This is a genomic window from Kitasatospora sp. NPDC058243 (genome assembly GCF_042882025.1).
GTDB lineage: Bacteria > Actinomycetota > Actinomycetes > Streptomycetales > Streptomycetaceae > Kitasatospora.
Map to the genome: position 1 here is coordinate 163,313 of NZ_JBHVWW010000002.1, position 18,307 is coordinate 181,619.

The 18,307-nt window shown below is 68.9% G+C and carries 18 protein-coding genes; all 18 read right to left on the reverse strand.

The features are described 5' to 3' along the window. Nucleotides 1-4: 4 nt before the first annotated feature. A complete protein-coding gene (gene rpsC, locus ACFVX9_RS02460; protein WP_063348969.1) occupies nucleotides 5-829 on the reverse strand; it encodes a 30S ribosomal protein S3 in 825 nt (274 codons plus the stop codon). Next, entirely contained in the window at nucleotides 829-1,176 is a 348-nt protein-coding gene (gene rplV / locus ACFVX9_RS02465) for a 50S ribosomal protein L22 (protein WP_030055822.1), read from the reverse strand. The genes rpsC and rplV overlap by 1 nt, the downstream gene beginning before the upstream one ends. Nucleotides 1,177-1,226: 50 nt before the next feature. After that, on the reverse strand, nucleotides 1,227-1,508 hold the full coding sequence (gene rpsS, locus ACFVX9_RS02470; RefSeq protein ID WP_030055821.1) for a 30S ribosomal protein S19: 282 nt from the start codon (nucleotides 1,506-1,508) through the stop codon (nucleotides 1,227-1,229). An 11-nt stretch (nucleotides 1,509-1,519) separates the two neighbouring features. Continuing rightward, nucleotides 1,520-2,356: a 50S ribosomal protein L2 gene (gene rplB, locus ACFVX9_RS02475; RefSeq protein WP_063348968.1), complete on the reverse strand. Its 837-nt coding sequence runs from the start codon at nucleotides 2,354-2,356 to the stop codon at nucleotides 1,520-1,522. Nucleotides 2,357-2,399: 43 nt separating this feature from the next. Further along, on the reverse strand, nucleotides 2,400-2,720 hold the full coding sequence (rplW, locus tag ACFVX9_RS02480) for a 50S ribosomal protein L23 (RefSeq protein ID WP_063348967.1): 321 nt from the start codon (nucleotides 2,718-2,720) through the stop codon (nucleotides 2,400-2,402). After that, entirely contained in the window at nucleotides 2,720-3,397 is a 678-nt protein-coding gene (gene rplD, locus ACFVX9_RS02485; RefSeq protein WP_063348966.1) for a 50S ribosomal protein L4, read from the reverse strand. The genes rplW and rplD overlap by 1 nt, the downstream gene beginning before the upstream one ends. Before the next feature lie 4 nt (nucleotides 3,398-3,401). After that, entirely contained in the window at nucleotides 3,402-4,049 is a 648-nt protein-coding gene (gene rplC, locus ACFVX9_RS02490) for a 50S ribosomal protein L3 (protein WP_063348965.1), read from the reverse strand. A 14-nt stretch (nucleotides 4,050-4,063) separates the two neighbouring features. Further along, nucleotides 4,064-4,372 (reverse strand): 30S ribosomal protein S10, encoded by a 309-nt coding sequence (gene rpsJ / locus ACFVX9_RS02495; RefSeq protein WP_012785157.1) that lies wholly within the window; start codon nucleotides 4,370-4,372, stop codon nucleotides 4,064-4,066. Nucleotides 4,373-4,792: 420 nt separating this feature from the next. Further along, nucleotides 4,793-6,613: a hypothetical protein gene (locus ACFVX9_RS02500; protein WP_387980006.1), complete on the reverse strand. Its 1,821-nt coding sequence runs from the start codon at nucleotides 6,611-6,613 to the stop codon at nucleotides 4,793-4,795. A gap of 333 nt (nucleotides 6,614-6,946) precedes the next feature. Next, complete coding sequence (locus ACFVX9_RS02505; RefSeq protein ID WP_063348963.1) at nucleotides 6,947-7,840, reverse strand: glycosyltransferase; 894 nt, start codon at nucleotides 7,838-7,840, stop codon at nucleotides 6,947-6,949. 434 nt (nucleotides 7,841-8,274) lie between these two features. After that, the gene (locus ACFVX9_RS02510) at nucleotides 8,275-8,652 is read right to left on the reverse strand and encodes a DUF2304 domain-containing protein (RefSeq protein WP_063348962.1); all 378 of its coding nucleotides are present in this window, start codon (nucleotides 8,650-8,652) and stop codon (nucleotides 8,275-8,277) included. Next, on the reverse strand, nucleotides 8,649-9,338 hold the full coding sequence (locus tag ACFVX9_RS02515) for a glycosyltransferase family 2 protein (RefSeq protein ID WP_063348961.1): 690 nt from the start codon (nucleotides 9,336-9,338) through the stop codon (nucleotides 8,649-8,651). Before ACFVX9_RS02515 ends, ACFVX9_RS02510 begins: the two co-directional genes overlap by 4 nt. Nucleotides 9,339-9,441: 103 nt before the next feature. Continuing rightward, nucleotides 9,442-10,776, reverse strand: a complete 1,335-nt coding sequence (locus ACFVX9_RS02520) for a hypothetical protein (RefSeq protein ID WP_380369559.1) — start codon at nucleotides 10,774-10,776, stop codon at nucleotides 9,442-9,444. 124 nt (nucleotides 10,777-10,900) lie between these two features. Further along, complete coding sequence (locus tag ACFVX9_RS02525; protein WP_380369561.1) at nucleotides 10,901-12,967, reverse strand: hypothetical protein; 2,067 nt, start codon at nucleotides 12,965-12,967, stop codon at nucleotides 10,901-10,903. A 182-nt stretch (nucleotides 12,968-13,149) separates the two neighbouring features. After that, nucleotides 13,150-13,581 (reverse strand): GtrA family protein, encoded by a 432-nt coding sequence (locus ACFVX9_RS02530; protein WP_063348958.1) that lies wholly within the window; start codon nucleotides 13,579-13,581, stop codon nucleotides 13,150-13,152. Beyond that, nucleotides 13,578-14,567, reverse strand: coding sequence for a glycosyltransferase family 2 protein (locus tag ACFVX9_RS02535; RefSeq protein WP_387980009.1), 990 nt, complete (start codon nucleotides 14,565-14,567; stop codon nucleotides 13,578-13,580). The genes ACFVX9_RS02530 and ACFVX9_RS02535 overlap by 4 nt, the downstream gene beginning before the upstream one ends. A gap of 175 nt (nucleotides 14,568-14,742) precedes the next feature. Continuing rightward, nucleotides 14,743-15,936: an elongation factor Tu gene (gene tuf, locus ACFVX9_RS02540; RefSeq protein WP_063348956.1), complete on the reverse strand. Its 1,194-nt coding sequence runs from the start codon at nucleotides 15,934-15,936 to the stop codon at nucleotides 14,743-14,745. Between the two features lie 236 nt (nucleotides 15,937-16,172). Next, a complete protein-coding gene (fusA, locus tag ACFVX9_RS02545; RefSeq protein ID WP_063348955.1) occupies nucleotides 16,173-18,278 on the reverse strand; it encodes an elongation factor G in 2,106 nt (701 codons plus the stop codon). Nucleotides 18,279-18,307: the final 29 nt, after the last annotated feature.

Consider the following 18,307-nt stretch of genomic DNA (forward strand, 5'->3'; position numbering starts at 1 on the left):
GGAGTCAGGCCTCCGTTCCGGTGTTCTCGGCAGCCGGAGCCTCCGCGGCCGCGGCCGCGGGGGCCTCGGACGCGGCGGGGCGACGGCCGCGGCCACCGCGCTCGCCACCACGGCGCTCGCCACCGCGGGCGGGACGACCACCCTCGGGACGGGCCGGGCGGTTGCCCGAGCGGGCAGCGGCGTTCTCAGCGCGGACCTCGGCGATGTTCTTGACGTCGCCCTTGTAGATCCAGACCTTCACACCGATGCGGCCGAAGGTCGTCTTGGCCTCGAAGAAGCCGTAGTCGACGTTCGCGCGCAGGGTGTGCAGCGGCACACGGCCCTCGCGGTAGAACTCCGAGCGGCTCATCTCGGCGCCGCCGAGACGACCGGAGCACTGGACCTTGATGCCCTTGGCGCCGGACTTCATGGTGCCCTGCATCGACTTGCGCATGGCACGGCGGAAGGAGACGCGGGAGGACAGCTGCTCCGCGACGCCCTGAGCCACGAGCTGGGCGTCCAGCTCGGGGTTCTTGACCTCGAGGATGTTCAGCTGGACCTGCTTGCCGGTCAGCTTCTCGAGGTCGCCGCGGATGCGGTCGGCCTCGGTGCCACGGCGGCCGATGACGATGCCGGGGCGGGCGGTGTGGATGTCAACGCGGACGCGGTCGCGGGTGCGCTCGATCTCGACCTTGGAGATGCCGGCGCGCTCCATGCCCTTCGTCATCATGCGACGAATGGCAACGTCTTCCTTGACGTAGTCCTTGTACAGCTTGTCGGCGTACCAGCGGGACTTGAAGTCCGTGCTGATGCCGAGGCGGAACCCGTGCGGGTTAACCTTCTGGCCCATTACCGGGTCCCTTCCTTGCTGCTGACGACCACGGTGATGTGGCTGGTCCGCTTGCGGATCCGGTAGGCACGACCCTGCGCACGCGGACGGAACCGCTTCAGGGTCGGGCCCTCGTCAACGTACGCCTCGCTGATGACGAGGTCGTCCACGTTGGAGTGGTTGTAGTTGTGCGCGGCGTTGGCAATGGCGCTGTCGAGCACCTTGCCGACGGGCACGGTGGCGGCCTGCGGAGCGAAACGCAGGACGGCCTGGGCCTCCGTGGCCGGAAGGCCACGGATGAGGTCCACCACGCGGCGGGCCTTCATGGGCGTGACGCGGATGTACCGCGCCTGGGCCCTGGCTTCCATGGTTGTCCCCTTGCTGGTGTAAGTCATTGAGTCGGTAATCTCGCTGGCGACTAGCGACGCTTCGACTTGCGGTCGTCCTTGACGTGACCGCGGAAGGTACGCGTCGGCGCGAACTCGCCGAGCTTGTGGCCGACCATCGACTCGGTGACGAACACCGGGACGTGCTTACGGCCATCGTGCACCGCGATCGTGTGGCCGAGCATGGCCGGGAAGATCACGGAGCGACGGGACCAGGTCTTGATGACGTTCTGGGTACCCGCCTCGTTCTGCGCGTCCACCTTCTTGAGAAGGTGGCCGTCGATGAAGGGGCCCTTCTTGAGACTGCGCGGCATCTGACCTGCTCCTAGCGCTTCTTGTTGGTCTTGCGGCGGCGCACGATGAGGGCGTTCGAAGCCTTCTTCGGGCTACGAGTGCGACCCTCCTTCTGGCCCCACGGCGAGACCGGGTGGCGGCCACCAGAGGTCTTACCCTCACCACCACCGTGCGGGTGGTCGATCGGGTTCATGGCGACACCACGCACGGTCGGGCGAACGCCCTTCCAGCGCATACGGCCGGCCTTGCCCCAGTTGATGTTCGACTGCTCGGCGTTGCCGACCTCGCCGACGGTGGCGCGGCAGCGCGCGTCCACCAGGCGGATCTCACCGGAGGGCATGCGCAGGTGCGCCATCTTGCCCTCACGCGCCAGCAGCTGGATGCCGGCACCGGCGGAGCGGGCCATCTTGGCACCGCCACCGGGACGCAGCTCCACCGCGTGGATGGTGGTACCGACCGGGATGTTGCGCAGCGGCAGGTTGTTGCCCGGCTTGATGTCGGCGCCAGCGCCGTTCTCGATCCGGTCACCCTGCGCGATGCCGCGCGGCGCGATGATGTAGCGCTTCTCGCCGTCCGCGTAGTGCAGGAGCGCGATGCGCGCGGTGCGGTTCGGGTCGTACTCGATGTGCGCGACCTTGGCCGGCACGCCGTCCTTGTCGTGACGACGGAAGTCGATCACGCGGTAGGCGCGCTTGTGCCCGCCACCCTGGTGGCGAACGGTGATCCGACCGGCGTTGTTACGGCCGCCCTTGCTGTGCAGGGGGCGAACCAGCGACTTCTCCGGCGTGGACCGCGTGATCTCTACGAAGTCGGCCACGCTGGAGCCACGACGGCCCGGCGTAGTCGGCTTGTACTTGCGGATGCCCATTTGGCTCTCTCGTCCTCGTCCTTATCGACGATCACGATCTCCGTTAGGAGACCGGACCACCGAAGATGTCGATGCGGTTGCCCTCAGCCAGCGTCACGATGGCGCGCTTGGTGTCCTTGCGCTTGCCAAAGCCCGTCTTGGAGCGCTTGCGCTTGCCCTGACGGTTGAGCGTGTTGACGGACTCGACCTTGACCGAGAAGACCGCCTCGACGGCCTGCTTGATCTGGGTCTTGTTGGCACCGGGCGACACGACGAACGTGTACTTGTTCTCGTCGAGGAGCGAGTAGCTCTTCTCCGAGATGACCGGCTTCACCAGGACGTCACGGGGGTCCGTGAACGTCTTGCTCGTGATCTCTGCAGCCATCAGGCGGCGCTCCCTTCGAGCTCGCCCTCAGCAGCCACGGCCTTGGCGGACGCGGCGGGACCCGCCACGAAACGCTCGAAGGCGGCCTGGGTGAAGACCACATCGTCGGAGACGAGCACGTCGTAGGTGTTCAGCTGACCGGCGTCCAGGATGTGCACGTGCGGCAGGTTGCGGGCGCTCTTCAGACCCAGCTCGTCGGCACGCTCGACGACGAGGAGGATGTTCTTGCGCTCGGTGATCTTGCCGAACAGACCCTTGGCGGCCTTGGTCGACGGCGCCTCGGCCGCGATCACGTCGGTGACGACGTGGATGCGGTTGTGGCGGGCCCGGTCGGTGAGCGCACCGCGCAGGGCGGCGGCGATCATCTTCTTCGGGGTCCGCTGCGAGTAGTCGCGCGGCACGGGACCGTGCACGACGCCACCGCCGGCGAACTGCGGGGCGCGGGTCGAGCCCTGACGGGCGCGGCCGGTGCCCTTCTGGCGGTACGGCTTACGGCCGCCACCGCGGACCTCGGCACGAGTCTTGGTCTTGTGGGTGCCCTGACGGGCCGCAGCGAGCTGCGCCACGACGACCTGGTGCATCAGCGGAACGCTGACCTTCGCGTCGAAGATCTCGGCCGGCAGCTCGAGGCTGCCGGTCTTGTCGCCCGAGGGCGACAGGATGTCAATGGTGCTCATATCCTCACAGCCCCTTCGCCGCGGTGCGGACGAGGACGAGGCCGCCGTTCGGACCCGGGATTGCGCCCTTGATCAGGAGCAGCCCCTTCTCCGCGTCAACGGCATGGACGGTCAGGTTCTGGGTGGTCACGCGCTCGTGGCCCATCCGGCCGGCCATCCTCATGCCCTTGAACACGCGACCCGGGGTGGCGCAGCCACCGATCGAGCCGGGCGAGCGGTGCTTGCGCTGCACACCGTGACCGGCGCCGAGGCCCCGGAAGTTGTGGCGCTTCATGACACCGGCGAAGCCCTTGCCCTTGGAGGTGCCGGTCACGTCGACCTTGACACCCGCCTCGAACAGCTCCGCGGTGATCTCCTGGCCGAGGGTGTACTCGGACGCGTCCGAGGTACGGAGCTCGACCAGGTGGCGGCGCGGGGTGACACCGGCCTTGGCGAAGTGGCCCGCGAGGGGCTTGTTCACCTTGCGGGGGTCGATCTCGCCGAAGCCGATCTGGACGGCGTCGTAGCCGGCCGGACTGTCAGCGGTGTGGACCTGGGTCACGACATTGGGCCCAGCCTTGACGACGGTCACCGGAACGATCCGGTTGTTCTCGTCCCAGACCTGGGTCATGCCGAGCTTCTCGCCCAGGATGCCCTTAATCTGCTTAGCCATCTTCGGTGCGCCTCTCAGAGCTTGATCTCGATGTCGACGCCAGCCGGCAGGTCGAGACGCATGAGCGAGTCAACCGTCTTCGGCGTGGGGTCGAGGATGTCGATCAGACGCTTGTGAGTACGCATCTCGAAGTGCTCGCGCGAGTCCTTGTACTTGTGCGGCGAGCGGATGACGCAGTACACGTTCTTCTCAGTGGGCAGCGGCACCGGGCCTGCGACCTGCGCACCAGTTCGGATCACCGTCTCGACGATCTTCTTCGCCGAGGAATCGATGACCTCGTGGTCGTAGGCCTTGAGCCGGATGCGGATCTTCTGTCCCGCCATGGCTACTCAGTAGTCCTTTGTCCTTAGTCACTGCACGACCACCCTCCGACCCCCGCGCTCGGGCGTGTCGCGCTCGCGCTTGCAAAAAACCGGCGAAAAGCTCGTCGGTTTCAAACTTTCGGGGTGGGGGGGCCGGGCCGAGGCCCCGCATGCACTTCCCGGAAGATTCCCGTACTTTCGCCCCGCAGCTGCCGTGGCGTCGACTTCACGCTTAACGGCCATCACGGGAACGACGAGTACCTGGGACTCGCTTCCAGTCCTCCCGGCGGGAGGCGCACAGCATCGGCAACTCAACCGAGCAACTTGGACATACTGCCACATGGAGCAGCCCGGATGCCAATCGGGGCCGGTGAGGTCGCCCTCACCGGCCCCGATCGGGTGACCGTCCTCAGCCGCGGCGCGCACCGCCGCGGACCCGCGTCACCAGGGTCGCTTGCTCCCGCAGGTCAGCGCCCACTCGTCGCCGGTCACGTTGGCGCACCACAGCTGACCCTTGTCGGGCTCGTTGTTGTACTCCTTGAGCTCCTTGTTCACCGGCGCACAGTCGGTCGGCCCGGCCGGGTCGTACTTCGGGCACTTGCCGTTGCGGTTCACCAGGATGTGGGCGCGCCAGGCGTCCGCGCCCATGTCGATGCCCTTGGCCCCGGCGACCGGCACGTACTCGGGCTTCGTGGTCGGCATGTAGCGGTCCGCCGACCAGGAGGCGGCCATGGTGGCGAACAGCGCCACCGCGCAGACCGCGCCGGCGACCAGCCGGCCGGTGACCGCGGGCCGCAGGGTGAGCGGCGCCGGCCGCCCGACGGCGGCGACCCGCTGCACCGTGCGCAGCCAGCCGGCGCCCCGCTGGACGAGGAACATCAGGCCGAGCACCGCGAGGATCATCAACGCGTACAGGATGATCCAGGTCGTCCGCGGGTACAGCTGGATGGACTTGGTCTGGGCCATCTGGGAGGCGAACCAGAAGCGCAGCAGCCAGGCGCTGATCAGGGTGGCCGTCACGGTCCGGACGGTGATGCTGCGCAGCCCGAGGCCCAGCGCCAGCGCGACCCCGGCGAGCAGCAGCAGGGTGTAGGCGCTCTGCCCGGCGAGCTCACCGTGCCACGGGAAGTCGTGGTAGTTCAGGTCGCCGTTGCGGTCCGAGGCCCAGCCCATGATGTACGCCGGGTCGATGTACACCGAGAGGTACGCGTACCGGTCCTTGGCCTGGGCACCCAGCCGCACCAGCTCGTACAGCAGCGGCGAGCCGACCACGCCGGCGCTCACCAGCGTCACGCCGAGGAACAGCAGCACCCGCTTGATCCGGGCGGCGCCCTGGCGCCACGGGATGACGAACAGCGTCAGGACGAGGACGCCGGGCGCGGCCCAGACGAACCAGCCCGAGTACCAGAGGAACATCAGGCCGAACGAGACGCCGAAGCCGAGGCCGCGCAGCACCGTGGACCGGGTCGACAGCTCGTGCGACCGGCGGAGCTCCCGCAGGGCGGCGGCCAGCATCGGCACCATGACCAGCATCGTGACGTGGCTGTACGGCCGGATCGGGTCGAGGAAGAGGATCGCCGACGGGACGGCGATCAGCAGCGCCCAGACCGGCCGCAGCATCAGCCGCCAGGAGAGGTACGCCATCGGGCCGACCAGTGCGCTGCAGATCAGCTGGACGTCCTTCATGGCGTAGCCGACGCCGCCGACGCCGCCGTAGAACAGCTTCGACCAGACCGCCAGCAGCGCCGGGAAGCCGGGCGGGTAGACCCCGGGCAGGCCCTTGCCGCGCAGCATGTCGTTGGCCATGCCCATGAGGTTGCCCGGGTCGCCCTCCTGACCGCCGAGGCCCCACTGGGTGCCGTTCAGCGCCACCGCGATCCCGCCCGCGACCGCGCCGGTGGCCAGTCCCGCGACGGCCGCGCAGACCAGCCGCTGGGCCAGCTGGTACCGGGCCAGGCTGCCCCGGTAGGCGGCGTACAGCAGCACCGCCAGGATCGGCAGGCCCACGATGGCGGCGTACTTCTGGAGCATGGCCAGACCGCTGACCTGGCCCACCCGGTTCAGCGGGTTGACGTCGATGCGGGTGCAGAGCAGCGCGAAGCCGAACGCCGCCACGATCGAGACCAGGGCCTCGGCCGAGCGGACCGCCCAGGGGCGCTCCAGCAGGCCGTCGAGCCGTCCGGGGCGGGGCGCGATCGCGCCCTCCGGTTCGAGCGACCCCTTGCGGGAGCCGCCGACCGGGCTGGTGGCCAGATCAGTCATGTCAGTCACTTCCGTGCAGTGGCCACGTCCGATGAGTGGCGAAGAATGGCGCAGTGGACCGGCGATCAGCGGCCATCATAGGGCGCTTACCAGAAGCCGAGGCCTCGGGCAAGAACCCCGTTCCGGCCGTGTCGGGGCTGGGGCGTGGTGGTTCAGCAGGATCCGCCCGGTCGGTCGTCGGTGCTCCCCATGAGCACCCCCTCACCCATCCAGAGCCCAGCGGCCGACCGAAGCGCTTACTCCCGCCCCGTCGAATTCGGCCGGGCGCCTCGGGGGCGCCGTGACCCGGGGGCGTCCGGCCGGCTGCCGACACCGCCCTCGGACCCGCTCGGGTCAGCTGCTGCGGACCGCGCGGCCGACCATGGCGCCGGCGTGGGAGAAGTCACCCGCGCCGAGCCGGCCGGCGGCGACCATCAGGGCGTGCAGGCGGGACGAGAGGTGCAGGTCGGCCGAGCGCGCAGCGTTGGTCCAGCCCTTGGCGCGCAGTTCCTTGGAGATCAGCGAGTAGTACCGCAGCTCCTCGTCGAAGCGCTTGCCGTCCTTGACCCGGTTCGAGGAGTCGCTGGCCTGGTGGCGCCGGTAGCGGAACACCTCGCGCTCGTCGACCAGCAGGTTGCCGCCCTCCATCAGCATGTCGACCATGAACGCCAGGTCGTGGATGGCGTCGATGTCCGGGCGGTACGGGATCTTCGACAGCGCGGACTGGCGGTAGGTGAGCGACGGCGTGTACAGCCAGTTGCCGGACAGCAGGCTCTTCACCGCGGCCTCGCCGCTGATCACCCCGGCCTTGCGGGCCGGCGCGCTGATCCGGCGCTTGACCTTGTCGCCGATGCCGAGCGAGGGCACCAGGGTCCCGTCGCTGTCCATCACCCGCACGCCCGGCTGGACGGCGATCGCGTTCGGGTCGGCCCGCAGGCGCTCCAGGACGACGTCCAGGTAGTCGGGCTCCAGCAGGTCGTCGGCGCCCATCATCGAGACGAACTCGCGCTCGGCCAGGGTGGAGGCCTTGTAGGTGTTGCCGTTGGGCCCCAGCCGCTCCGCGTTGCGGATGTACCGGATCCGCTCGTCGTTCAGGCTCTCGATGTACTGGGGCGCCCGGAAGCCCGGGTACTGGTCGTCCACGATGGTCAGCCGCCAGTCCTGCTGGTGCTGGGCCCGGATGCTGTCGATGGTGGCGAACAGGTACTCCGGATCGCCGTAGTACGGGATGACGAAATCGACGCTCATGACGGCGCCGCACCTCCTGGTCCTGGATCACGCTTCGGTGCCGCCCGGCCGCGGCCAGCGGGCGCCCCAAGTCAACCAGCTTTGCCGGGCCCGTGCGTCAGCCGGTCGGCCCACACCGGCTCCGGGGGGCGGAGATCGGGTGTACAGAGGCCGCCAATCGGAAATTCTGGCACAAGGAAATACGCCCACCGGGCGGCCGGGGGATGAATGAACTCGGTAATGTCCGGATTTTCCGGAGCCCAAAAAGGCGGCACCTATTGGCGCCCCCTTCTTCCACAACGGATGAACGGGCGTCACCGTTCGGCTCGGTGGCCGACGGTCGACGGGATCGTTCGCCGGCCTCTCCGGCGGCACGCTCGCCCGCACGGCTGAGGGCCGGCACCCCGTCGGGGGTGCCGGCCCTCAGGCCTCGTGCCCTGTCGCGTGGAGCGCGATCAGTGGTCGGAGCCGACCGGAGCGTCGAGGCGGTCGTTGTTGTGGCGGACGCCCTCGGTGATGGCGACCGTACGGGCCAGGTCGGTGAGCTTCTTCTCCAGCGACCGGAAGCGCAGGTAGGTGTTGAGCGTCAGGAAGCCCATGGCGATGACCATCAGGTAGAGCACCAGGTCCGTGCCACGGCCGACGCCCAGCGCGGTGGCCAGCTTGGTCACGCCGGCCGGCCACAGGATCGCGATGACGTTGGCGACGACGAAGAGCGAGAAGGCGATGCGCTTCCACGCCCGGGTGTTCGCGGCGTCCCAGCGCCGGACGAACAGGAGGGCCATGCCCACGGCGGCCAGGACGAGGATCAGCTGGATCCAGAGGTGATTCATCGGCGGTTACGCTCCCGCAGCGAGATGTCGAAGAGGATGTTCACGCCGTTGATCAGGGACTGGCCCTTGGCGCGCGAGTAGTCGGTGTAGAGGATGTCCACCGGCACCTCTGCCACCCGGAGGTCCGAGCCGGCGAGGAAGGAGACGATCTCCGAAGCGTGGGCCATGCCGTTCATGGTGATCCGGATGCGGCTGGCCGCCTCCCGGTTCATCACGCGCAGACCGTTGTGCGCGTCGGTGAGCTTGAGCTTGCGGGCGGTCGGGCTGACCGCGGCGGCGGTGCGGAGCACGACCCGCTTGATCCACGGCACCTGGCCGGTCTGCTCGATGAAGCGGGAGCCGAGCACGATGTCGGCCTCGTCCTGGCGCAGCAGCGCCACCATCTTCTCCACGTCGGCGGTCTGGTGCTGGCCGTCCGCGTCGAAGGTGGCGAAGTACTCGGCGCCCTCCTGCTCCAGCGCGTACTTCAGGCCGGTCTGCAGCGCTGCGCCCTGGCCCAGGTTGACCGGGTGCCGCACCAGGTGGGCGCCGGTCGTCATGACGTGCTTCGCCGTGTCGTCGGTGCAGCCGTCGTCGATCACCACGATGTTGGGGAAGGTCTTGCGTGCCCCCTCCACGACCTCGGCGATCACCTGGCCTTCGTTGTAGGCCGGGATCACCAGCCAGACGTTGTCATAGTCGGACACAGGGGCTCCATGCTTGGCGAACGGCACGGCGTCGCGTGCCTCGGTCTGTCTGTCGGTGGTGATCACGGGCGTCGTCGGCCAATCACAGTCCGGTCCCCCACCGTCACGAGGTCCGCAGCGGTTCGGCCGCGCTCCTGCTGTCCAGCCCGGAGTGCCCGGAGGCGGCAGGGCTGGAGGGGAACGCGCGGTACAGCGCCCACAGCATCAGGACGGCGCTGACCAGCGCGCCGGCCAGGTACGCGAGCTCGGCACGGAGACCGACGTCGCCCGGGGAGAGGGCGACCGCAACCAATGCTACGGAACCGGCCGTCCAGCCCACCAGCTGTCGGCGGTGCTGGGCGCTCGACATCAGCGCCTGGCCGAAGACCGTCGCGAGGACGTAGCAGAGCGTGCCGAGGACGAGCCAGGTGAAGTCCAGCGGGTTGAGCAGGTCCTTGGCGTTGAAGAGCAGCGGGTTGAGCCAGGCGCCGAGCGCGATGACCGGCAGCCCGCCGCCGATGCACATGGCGGCGACGATCGCCGTGGTGCGGGTCAGCACCTTGCGGAACTCGGCGTGGTCGCCGGCCGCGGTGGCACCCGAGAGCGCGGAGACCATGGAGGCCTGGAGGGCGCTGTAGGCGAAGAGCGGCACGCGGGCCATCACCACGGCCTGGCCGAGGGCGAAGACCAGGGCGTCGGACGCCTCGGAGTGCTTCGGCGCGAGCAGGCGCACGCAGACGACGGTCGCGTTCACCACCAGCTGGCTGAGCATCACGGAGCCGATCAGCAGGCCGAGCCCGCTGGTGAGCTGGCGCCAGGACACCTCCGGCCCGGGGGCGCGGTCGGCGAGGATGCCGCGCAGGCCGATCAGCGAGGCGGCGACCGGGGCGACCACCAGGATCAGGCCGAAGGCCAGTGCCGAGTGCAGCCCGAGGACGGCGGTCAGCGCGGCCAGCCCGATGCGCAGGGCACCGTCGACGGCCAGCTGGGTGCCGTAGGGGCCGAACAGCCCGAGGCCGGCCAGCGCACCGCGGGAGACCGAGCTCACCGCGAGGCCCGCCATGCCGCCGGCGAGGGCCACCACGAGGGTCCGGTCGCCGCCGAACAGCTGGTCGGCGATCGGGCCGGCGGCGGCCGCCAGCACAGCGCAGGCCGCGGCCAGGATCGCCAGGGCGAGCAGCAGCATCCGCCGTACCGCGGGCAGTGCCCCCGCCCCGGACACCTTGCGGGCGGCGACCAGCCGCGTCAGCTCCAGTTCGACGGGCTGGAACAGGCCCCACCCGACGGACATCACGATCGTCCAGAGCATCGTCACCCTGGCTGCGCCGGCCGTGCCCAGGCTGTAGCCCACGAGCGCCATGTAGACGTACGCCGAGGCGCCGAGCACGACCGTCCCACCGACCACGAGCCGGGCCCCCGGGGGTAGCACCCCGAGCAGCTTGGCGATCGGGTTCTTCATCACATGATCACCGAATTAACCGGCCGACCTTGCCACACGTCTCCGCACGAGGCCGGCCCGGCCGTGCGATTGCTGTGAATAGTAGCGGGTAGCCGTGAACGTCCGATGACGGTGGGCCCCACCCTCAGACCCCCGGGAAGGTACGGGACCACGGCTCCGTCCACAGGTTCTGAGGATCGCTCAGCACCGTCACCGTGACACCCTGCGCCGCCAGGTCCCGCTTGATCCGGTCGCCCACGGAGCGGTCGGCGGTCAGGATGGTCGGCGGGACGGGCGCGGCCGGGAGCTTGTCGATGGCTCCCTTGAGGCGGCCCAGAGACTTCTGGTAGTCCTCCTCCTTCACCTGGGGGCCGCCGATGGACACCCAGTGGATGTCGTACAGCGCCGTCATGTCGCCCCCGCGCCGGTTCAGCAGCGAGGCGAGCCAGGTGGCCTTGAGGTTCTTGTAGTCGTCGTTGGCGAAGAGCGCGATCACCGGGCCCTTGCTCGATATGTCGAGCGCCTGCGCGCCCTTGGGGCCCATGTCCCCCTTGAACTCGCCGCGTCCCCAGGCCACCAGCGGGTTGCCGGACCAGGCGGACGGGTTGTCCTTGGTGGTCAGGAAGCCCCACTGCACGTTGGCGAAGAGGCTGAGCGCGGCGGCGACGGCGAGGCCGGATATCGCCAGCTCGCCGAGGCGGCTCGGCAGCGTGCGGCCCGTCCCCCGGTACGGGCTCTGCAGCATGGCCCCGACGGCGCCGAGGGATATCAGGCTGACCACGACGCCCACGGCCGTCATCTTGTGGAAGTAGTACGAGTACTTGCCGATGGTGTGCAGCTGGTAGGCGGCGAAGGCGCTGAGCAGCCCGCCGGTGCCGAGCAGGACCGCGAGGTGCGCCTGGCCGACGGCCGTCCGGCGGTTGCGCGGCATGACCGCGGCCAGCAGGCCGAGCAGCCCGCCGCCGATGAGTATGGAGCGGTCGGCCCCGACGCTCGGGCCGTTCATGTTCGAGGCACCGGCCACGTCGAGGTTGCCCAGCACGGACAGGACGCTCGGCAGCGCGGCCACGCCCAGCGCGCACGCCAGCGCGCCGGCGGTCCACCACCAGCGCCCGGCGAACTTGCGCCGGTGCGCCACCAGCGCGCCCAGCAGTGCCACGCCGACGAAGGCGCCGTAGATGTTGTACGCGTAGGTGACGGTGATCAGCCCGGCCGACGCGGCCAGCACGAACTCGGTGGTGCCCATCGCCGGCCGGATCATCACGGCCAGCGCGAGTGCGATCAGCAGCAGCCCGATGAAGGTCGAGTCGAAGCCGTGGACCATCAGGTCCATGTAGTTGCTCGCGAACATGATCGCGCCGACGGTCGCGCACACCGCCGCGCAGCGCCAGCCGCGCAGCCGCGGCCCGCCGATCCACCGGGCCGCCCAGACCAGTGCGGCGCAGAACAGCGCGTACCCCACCAGCAGGTACAGGAAGTACCGGTTCATGGTGTAGAGCATGTCGCCGGAGTCGGCGGCGGAGTGGACGAGGGTGTCCGTCCAGGCCAGCAGGAAGTGGGAGCCCTGCGGGTACGTCACCTCGGACGGCGGTATCAGGTAGGACCGGGCCGCCTCCTGGTGGAGGAAGTTGAAGCCGCCGACGTTCTGGATGCCGGAGAAGAAGGAGAAGTGCGCGAGCCGGTCCTCCGACGTGGCGAAGTAGGCGACCCGCTCGGCCGCCGACGTTCCCGCGATCGGGTGGAACAGGTAGTGCCAGACGCCGTAGCCGGTGCCCAGGACCAGCAGGTCGGACCAGCGGAAGCGCAACGGCAGGCGCGGGCCGCGTCGGGCGGCCCAGGCGGCGACCGTCACCACGCTGAACATCAGGCCGCTGGTGGCGACCGGCGAGAGGCCCCACGGCCAGAGCGAGAAGAGCAGGCCGAACGTCAGCACCGAACCGGCGAGCACCAGCCCGGCGACGAACAGCCGGTCGAGCAGCACGCCGCCGACCCGGAGCACGGCGGCTATGGAGAACAGCAGCAGCGGCAGCAGCAGGACGCCCAGGTCCAGCGCGACCAGCCCGGTCGGCACCAGCCAGGACAGGGCCAGCCCCCCGGCCAGGACGAGCGGGTTGCGCCTGGACCGTCCACTGGTGATCGGCTCGGGCGGCGGCCCCGGCGGTGCGGTCGGACGTTGAAGCTCGCGCTCAGGCGAGGAATGTACGGTCGACACGGTGCCGTGCCCCTTCGGTCAAGTCCCTGCCGCCCGTCTCCCCGGCCGGGTGCGGACTTCCACTACCGTCAGCGGGCAGGCTACGAGCCACAGCATACCGAGGGGCCCGTCGGCACGACGGGCTGAGGGGGCCGGGTGGACGGTCCGCGAACGGCCGGTAACGGGCGCCGTCGAGCGCCGGTTCAGCCCCGGAAGACCCAGATCTTCAGCAGCACGAACCGGGCCACCGTGGCCAGGCCGTTGGCGGCGACCAGTCCGGCGACCTCCACCGGCCGGGAGGCGTTCGGCGCCACCTGGTCCAGCAGGGCGAGCACGCCCGCGCTGAGGCCGAGCCCGATCAGGAAGGCCACCGCGCCCTGCAGCTGGTGCCGGACCATGCCCTGCGAGCCGGTGACCCCGAAGGTGAAGCGGCGGTTGGCCGCGGTGTTGGCCACCGCACTGACGGCCAGCGCGATCAGGTTCGCCGCCTGCGGGTCGGTGAACCACCGCGCGGCGACGAACAGCGCCAGGTAGAAGACGGTGCTGAGCACGCCGATGACCAGGAAGGACGGCAGCTGGCGGCGGGTCGACGGGGCCGGCTCGGCGGGCTCAGCCGGTTCCTCGGTGACGGTCACCGGCCCGGGCCCCGCGCGTCGCCGTGCGCCGCGTCGTCCTGCGCCGGTTCGTCGTCGGCCGAGTCGTAGCCGACGAAGTAGGTCGGGCGGGCCTGCACCGCCGAGTAGATCCGGCCGACGTACTCCCCCAGCAGTCCGACGCAGATCAGCTGCACGGCGCCGATGAAGAGCATGCCGATGAACAGCGAGGACCAGCCGGGCACGGTCGCACCGAGCGCGTACGAGAGAGTGGTGTAGACCGCGAGGGCCAGGCAGACCACGAAGCTCACCAGGCCCAGCCAGGTGGCCAGCCGCAGCGGGGCGGCGGAGAAGTTGGTCACGCTGTCCAGTGCGAGCCGGACCATCTTGGACAGCGGGTAGTGGGTGCCGCCGGCCACCCGCTCCTCCCGGACGTACACCACCTCGCCGCTGGGGAAGCCGAGCCACGGCACCAGCAGCCGGTAGACCGGCTGGTGCTCGGGCAACTGCTTGAGGGCCTCCACGGCCGCGCGGCTGAGCAGGCGGAAGTCGCCGGCCTGGTTGGGCATCCGCTTGCCGACCAGCTTGCGCATCAGCCAGTAGTAGGCGCCGGCCGTCCGGCGCTTGAAGGCGGTGTCGGTGGCGCGGTCCCCGCGCACGCCGTAGACGACGTCGAAGCCCTGCTCGCGGGCCAGGTCGAGCATCTCCGGGATCTTCTCCGGCGGGTCCTGGAGGTCGGCGTCGATGCTCACCACGTAGTCGCCGCGCGCCCGGTGGATGCCGGCGGTGAGCGCGGCCTGGTGTCCCGAGTTGCGGGCGAAGCGGACGATGCGGAACTCCGGCCAGTCCTGCCGGACCTTCTGCAGGACGACGGGGGTGGCGTCCGTACTGCCGTCGTCGACGCCCACGACCTCGTAGTCGACCCCGAGCCCGTCCAGGATCGGCCGCAGCCGCTCGACGGTCAGCGGGAGCGCCTCCTGCTCGTTGTAGATCGGCATCACGACCGACAACAGTGGTGCCGTTGGCATGCGTTGGATCCCACTTTCCGCGACGGCGGCCTGGACGGTCGCCCGACAATAACAGCCGGCCATGAGCAGCCCGTGAGAGCGGGTGAAGGCCCGATGAAGGCCGAAGGGCTCCGCACACCTGGGTGTGCGGAGCCCTTCGGTTCGCCTGTGCGGGACAGACAGGTCAGAACATCAATTACTTGATGATCTTGGTGACCTGGCCGGCGCCCACGGTGCGGCCACCCTCACGGATGGCGAACTTCAGGCCCTCCTCCATGGCGATCGGCTGGATCAGCGCGACCGTCATGGCGGTGTTGTCGCCCGGCATGACCATCTCGGTGCCCTCGGGGAGGGTCACGACGCCGGTCACGTCCGTGGTACGGAAGTAGAACTGCGGGCGGTAGTTGTTGAAGAACGGGGTGTGACGGCCACCCTCGTCCTTCGACAGGATGTAGGACTGGGCCTCGAAGTCGGTGTGCGGCGTGACCGAACCCGGCTTGATGATGACCTGGCCGCGCTCGACGTCCTCGCGCTTGATGCCACGGAGGAGCAGACCGACGTTCTCACCGGCCTGGCCCTCGTCGAGCAGCTTGCGGAACATCTCGATGCCGGTGACCGTGGTGGTGGTCTTGGTCTCCTTGATGCCGATGATGTCGACAGTCTCGTTGACCTTGAGGATGCCACGCTCGATACGACCGGTGACGACGGTGCCACGACCGGTGATCGTGAAGACGTCCTCGATCGGCATCAGGAACGGCTGGTCCACGGCGCGGGCCGGGGTCGGGATGGCCTCGTCCACGGCGGCCATGAGGCCGAGGAGCTTCTCGCCCCACTCCTTGTCGCCCTCCAGCGCCTTCAGCGCGGAGACGCGGACGACCGGCAGGTCGTCGCCCGGGAACTCGTACTCCGAGAGGAGCTCGCGGACCTCGAGCTCGACGAGCTCCAGGATCTCCTCGTCGTCCACCATGTCGGCCTTGTTCAGGGCGACGACGATGTAGGGGACGCCGACCTGGCGGGCCAGGAGGACGTGCTCCTTGGTCTGCGGCATCGGGCCGTCGGTGGCGGCGACGACGAGGATCGCACCGTCCATCTGGGCCGCACCGGTGATCATGTTCTTGATGTAGTCCGCGTGACCCGGGCAGTCGACGTGGGCGTAGTGACGCGCCTCGGTCTGGTACTCGACGTGCGCGATCGAGATGGTGATACCGCGCTGCCGCTCCTCCGGCGCCTTGTCGATCTGGTCGAACGGCGTGAAGGGGTTGATCTCCGGGTGAGCGTCGTGCAGCACCTTGGTGATGGCCGCGGTAAGGGTCGTCTTACCGTGGTCAATGTGACCAATGGTGCCGATGTTGACGTGGGGCTTCGTCCGCTCGAACTTCGCCTTCGCCACTGCAGTCCTCCTGAGGACAGTTCTGTACGCCGTGCTGACGTCAGTTGGTCTTTGATCGGGTTTGGGCCCGAGGTGCCGGAAGCACCTCGCACCGTCCCGCGGGGTGGGGGCCGGAGGCCCCCCGGGAGAATCCGACCGGATTCTCCCGGGACGCCTCCTAATAGCCTAAGGGTTCACAATCGTCCCGAAATATCGGGACGGCCGCGGCCTCGTAGGGAACCGGCTGGAGCCGGTCCTTACTCGCCCTTGGCCTTGGCGATGATCTCCTCCGCCACGGCCTTCGGAACCTCGGCGTACGAGTCGAACTGCATCGAGTAGCTCGCGCGACCAGAGGTCTTGCTGCGCAGATCACCGACGTAGCCGAACATCTCGGAGAGCGGCACCAGCGCCGTGACGACGCGGGCACCGTGACGCTCGTCCATGGACCGGATCTGGCCACGGCGAGAGTTGATGTCACCGATCACGTCGCCCATGTAGTCCTCGGGCGTGGTGACCTCGACGGCCATCATCGGCTCGAGGAGGACCGGCTTGGCCTTCCGCGCGCCTTCCTTGAACGCCATCGAACCGGCGATCTTGAACGCGAGCTCGGACGAGTCGACGTCGTGCGCCTGGCCGTCGAGCAGCTTCACGCGGACACCCTGCAGCGGGTAGCCGGCGAGGATGCCGAACTCCATGGCCTCCTGGCAACCGGCGTCGACCGACGGGATGTACTCCCGCGGCACGCGGCCACCGGTGACCTGGTTGACGAACTCGTAGCCCTCGGCCTGCTCGAGCGGCTCGATCGCGATCTGCACCTTGGCGAACTGACCGGAACCACCGGTCTGCTTCTTGTGGGTGTAGTCGATGCGCTCGACGGCCTGACGGATCGTCTCGCGGTACGCGACCTGCGGCTTGCCGACGTTGGCCTCGACCTTGAACTCACGCTTCATACGGTCGACCAGCACCTCAAGGTGCAGCTCGCCCATACCCGCGATGATGGTCTGGCCGGTCTCCTCGTCCGTGTTGACCTGGAAGGACGGATCCTCCTCGGCGAGACGCTGGATGGCAACACCCAGCTTCTCCTGGTCACCCTTGGACTTGGGCTCGATCGCGACGCGGATGACCGGGGCCGGGAAGTCCATGGACTCCAGGATGACCGGGGCCTTCTCGTCGGACAGCGTCTCACCGGTGGTGGTCTGCTTCAGGCCCATGACGGCGACGATGTCGCCGGCGCCCACCGACTCGATCTCCTCACGCTTGTTCGCGTGCATGCGGTAGATCTTGCCGATGCGCTCCTTCTTGCCCTTCACGGCGTTCAGCACCGAGGTGCCGGACTCCAGGCGGCCGGAGTAGATCCGGACGAAGGTGAGCTTGCCCAGGTGCGGGTCGGACATGATCTTGAACGCCAGCGCGGCCAGGGGCTCGTCGTCCGAGGCCTTGCGGGTGATCTTGGTCTCCGGGTCGTTGGGCTTGGTGCCCTCAACCGACTCGATGTCCAGCGGCGACGGGAGGTACTTGACGACCGCGTCGAGCAGGGGCTGAACGCCCTTGTTCTTGAACGCGGTACCGCAGAAGATCGGCGTGAAGGCCGACTCCAGGGTGCCCTTGCGGATCGCCTCGTACAGCAGCTCCTCGGGGACGTCCTCGCCCTCCATGGCGAGCATCATCACGTCATCGCTGACGTTCGACACCTCGTCCAGGAGCATCTCGCGGTACTCGTTCGCCTGCTCCTGCAGCTCGGCCGGGATGTCGACGATGTCGTACATCTCGCCCTTGGCGGCCTCGGCGGACCAGACCAGCGCCTTCATGCGGACAAGGTCGACAACGCCCTTGAAGTCCGCCTCGGCACCGATCGGGAGCTGCATGACCAGCGGGGTCGCGCCGAGGCGGTCCACGATGGTCTTGACGCAGAAGAAGAAGTTCGCGCCCGTGCGGTCCAGCTTGTTGATGAAGCAGATGCGCGGGACGCCGTAGCGGTCAGCCTGCCGCCACACGGTCTCGGACTGGGGCTCGACACCGGCGACACCGTCGAACACCGTCACGGCACCGTCGAGGACGCGCAGCGAACGCTCCACCTCTACGGTGAAGTCGACGTGACCCGGGGTGTCGATGATGTTGATGGTGTTGTCGACGTCGTCGACCGTCCAGTGACAGGTCGTCGCGGCCGACGTGATCGTGATGCCGCGCTCCTGCTCCTGCTCCATCCAGTCCATGGTGGCAGCGCCATCGTGGACCTCACCGATCTTGTACGAGACGCCGGTGTAGAACAGGATCCGCTCGGTGGTGGTGGTCTTGCCCGCGTCGATGTGCGCCATGATCCCGATGTTGCGGACCCTGGCGAGGTCAAGGGAGGTTGCAGCCATGGTGGCTCGTTCTCTCTCTGTCTAGTGAC

Bases quoted from the DNA above. Each gene is read 5' to 3' on its own strand.
- rpsC (WP_063348969.1), bottom strand. From the start codon at position 829: ATGGGCCAGAAGGTTAACCCGCACGGGTTCCGCCTCGGCATCAGCACG.
- rplV (WP_030055822.1), bottom strand. From the start codon at position 1,176: ATGGAAGCCAGGGCCCAGGCGCGGTACATCCGCGTCACGCCCATGAAG.
- rpsS (WP_030055821.1), bottom strand. From the start codon at position 1,508: ATGCCGCGCAGTCTCAAGAAGGGCCCCTTCATCGACGGCCACCTTCTC.
- rplB (WP_063348968.1), bottom strand. From the start codon at position 2,356: ATGGGCATCCGCAAGTACAAGCCGACTACGCCGGGCCGTCGTGGCTCC.
- rplW (WP_063348967.1), bottom strand. From the start codon at position 2,720: ATGGCTGCAGAGATCACGAGCAAGACGTTCACGGACCCCCGTGACGTC.
- rplD (WP_063348966.1), bottom strand. From the start codon at position 3,397: ATGAGCACCATTGACATCCTGTCGCCCTCGGGCGACAAGACCGGCAGC.
- rplC (WP_063348965.1), bottom strand. From the start codon at position 4,049: ATGGCTAAGCAGATTAAGGGCATCCTGGGCGAGAAGCTCGGCATGACC.
- rpsJ (WP_012785157.1), bottom strand. From the start codon at position 4,372: ATGGCGGGACAGAAGATCCGCATCCGGCTCAAGGCCTACGACCACGAG.
- ACFVX9_RS02500 (WP_387980006.1), bottom strand. From the start codon at position 6,613: ATGACTGATCTGGCCACCAGCCCGGTCGGCGGCTCCCGCAAGGGGTCG.
- ACFVX9_RS02505 (WP_063348963.1), bottom strand. From the start codon at position 7,840: ATGAGCGTCGATTTCGTCATCCCGTACTACGGCGATCCGGAGTACCTG.
- ACFVX9_RS02510 (WP_063348962.1), bottom strand. From the start codon at position 8,652: ATGAATCACCTCTGGATCCAGCTGATCCTCGTCCTGGCCGCCGTGGGC.
- ACFVX9_RS02520 (WP_380369559.1), bottom strand. From the start codon at position 10,776: ATGAAGAACCCGATCGCCAAGCTGCTCGGGGTGCTACCCCCGGGGGCC.
- ACFVX9_RS02535 (WP_387980009.1), bottom strand. From the start codon at position 14,567: ATGCCAACGGCACCACTGTTGTCGGTCGTGATGCCGATCTACAACGAG.
- fusA (WP_063348955.1), bottom strand. From the start codon at position 18,278: ATGGCTGCAACCTCCCTTGACCTCGCCAGGGTCCGCAACATCGGGATC.